Below are 2,487 nucleotides of genomic sequence, written 5' to 3'. Positions count from 1 at the left end.
TAATGATACATCTCTTATTACAACCTGATCAAGGATCCACTCCTTTTCACTTATGACTTCCTGATACCCTATACCATCTTCTGATAACAGAATAGTACGTAAAACCTCATGACGAGATACAATACTTTGAAGCGTTTGTTCTAATATCGATGCGTCTAACACCCCTTCCAAACGAAGTGCAATAGGCATGTGATATTCTAAACTACCCTGTAACTGATCCAAAAACCAAAGTCGCTCCTGACTGAAAGACAAAGGAATCCGATCTTCTTTTTCCTGAACAGCAATAGTCGGTAGTAACACTCCCTCTGATTGAATCGATACATGTACCGCTAAAGCTGAGATAGTAGTATACTCAAAGACTTCCCTGATAGATATTTCTATGGAAAGCTTTTTACGAATAATCGATACCAATCGGGTAGCCAGTAGACTATGACCCCCCAACTCAAAAAAGTTATCATGAACTCCAACCTTCTCTACTCCCAACAAATTCTCCCAGATTTGAGCCAATTGTTGTTCTGTCTCTGTCCGTGGAGCAACATATTCTTTCGTAGACAAATCTGAACTATCAGGATTCGGCAAAGCTTTTCTGTCCAGTTTTCCATTTGACGTTAACGGCAGCTCTGCCAACTCAACCCAAATCATAGGAACCATATACTCCGGTAAACTTAATTTCAACTGTTCCTGCAAAGCGGCCCTGTCCAGCTTACCTTCAACAACAACATAACCAACCAAACGTTTGGTATCATTTGAATCCTCTTTGGCCAATACACAACAATGAATGATTCCAGTACCGATGACAATACATTCTCGATTTCACCAAGCTCTATTCGATAACCACGGATTTTAACCTGATTATCCTTTCTGCCAATAAACTCCAGATTACCATCAGGGAGCCAACGTGCTAAATCTCCGGTCTTATAAATTCTATCGCCCTCTTTAAATGGATTCTCTATAAACTTCTCTCGGGTTAATTCCTCCTGATTTAAATAACCACGAGCAACCCCTGCTCCACTTATACATAGCTCACCAACTACACCAATAGGTAATAAGCTCATTTGTGAATCTAAAATATAGATTCGAGTATTGTTTACAGGAGTCCCTATACTAACTTCAAAATTACAAACACACTTATCATAAAAAGATATAGTAGATGTTATTGTTGCTTCTGTTGGCCCGTATTTATTATAAAATTCATAATCCTTATTCCAGCTTAGTATTAAATCTTTATTACAAATTTCCCCTCCAACAATTACTCTTTTCAAGAATTTTAAATCTACTCTTGGAACTAAGGTGTTTAACATACTCGGAGTAGTATGAAAATGTGTTATTTTTTGGTCATCAAGAAAATTAAGAAAATTGTCTGTATCAAGTATTTTTTCTTTGCTTATTAAAACCAATTTACTACCGCTACATAACGCTATAAAAATTTGTTCAACAGAGGCATCAAATGCAAAGTTTGAAAACTGCAAAATAACATCACTCGAATCAACATTAAATGTCTTAACCTGAGAAACAATGAAATTTACAATATTTTTATGTTCAATCATTACTCCTTTAGGTCTTCCTGTACTCCCTGAAGTATAGATAACATAGGCCAAATGATCTGATGATAATGCTCTGCTTAAATCTTGTCTCGAATATCCTGAAATTATATCCCAATGTTTATCCAGTAGCACAAAATTAATAGCTGTAAATTCTTTTAATATTTTATAGGTCTCTCTACTAGTTAATACCAGTCTCAATTCTGTATCATCAAACATATAAGCAATACGATCCGATGGATAATCAGGATCAACAGGCACATAAGCCCCCCCTGATTTTAAAATACCCAAGATACCTATAAGCATCTCCAGACTACGGTCCAGACAAATACCTACCAAAGTATCCGGCTCAACGCCCTGCTCAATTAAATAATGCCCCAGTTGATTCGACTTCTCATTTAACTCCTTATAACTTAATGCTTCTCCTCCGTAAACCACAGCTATGGCATCAGGAGTTTTCTTCACCTGTTCTTCGAACAAATCAATCAGTGTCTTGTTTTTTGGATAAGCAACTGTCGTATCATTGAAAACATCCAATAATTGGTATTCTTCATTTACTGTTAACATCGGAAGAATGCTTATTGGTCTGGTGATATCACTCACAATACTGACCAATAATTCCTTGTAATGTAACATCATGCGATCAATAGTAGTCTTGTCAAACAAAACGGTGCAATATCCTATATTTAAAGTAATACCGTTATTACCTTCCGAAACATTCAATATCAAATCAAATTTCGAATTGAAGGCCTCAAATTCATAACCAGAGAGCGTAATATCTTTTATTTTTTTTTCTGTTTCTACTGAGGATTCAGATGTGTTCTGCAATACAAACATCACCTGAAATAATGGACTCATGCTCATATCACGGGTAGTGACCACACGGTCTACTACTTTCTCAAATGGAGCCAATTGATGATCATAACTACCAAGTGTAGTTTCTTTT

2 protein-coding genes are annotated in these 2,487 nt (G+C 36.2%); both read right to left on the bottom strand.

What is annotated here, in order from left to right; translation table 11 throughout:
* Positions 1-765 (bottom strand): phosphopantetheine-binding protein (locus tag FLA105534_RS00480; RefSeq protein ID WP_173964091.1); only part of this gene is annotated, 765 nt, incomplete at its 3' end.
* Positions 672-2,487 (bottom strand): non-ribosomal peptide synthetase (locus tag FLA105534_RS00475; protein WP_173964090.1); only part of this gene is annotated, 1,816 nt, incomplete at its 5' end. The genes FLA105534_RS00480 and FLA105534_RS00475, both read right to left, overlap by 94 nt.

It is taken from the genome of Flavobacterium collinsii (assembly GCF_902804485.1).
GTDB lineage: Bacteria > Bacteroidota > Bacteroidia > Flavobacteriales > Flavobacteriaceae > Flavobacterium > Flavobacterium collinsii.
The sequence above is the reverse complement of the archived record's forward strand: the minus strand, read 5'-3'. Positions and strand labels throughout refer to the sequence as shown.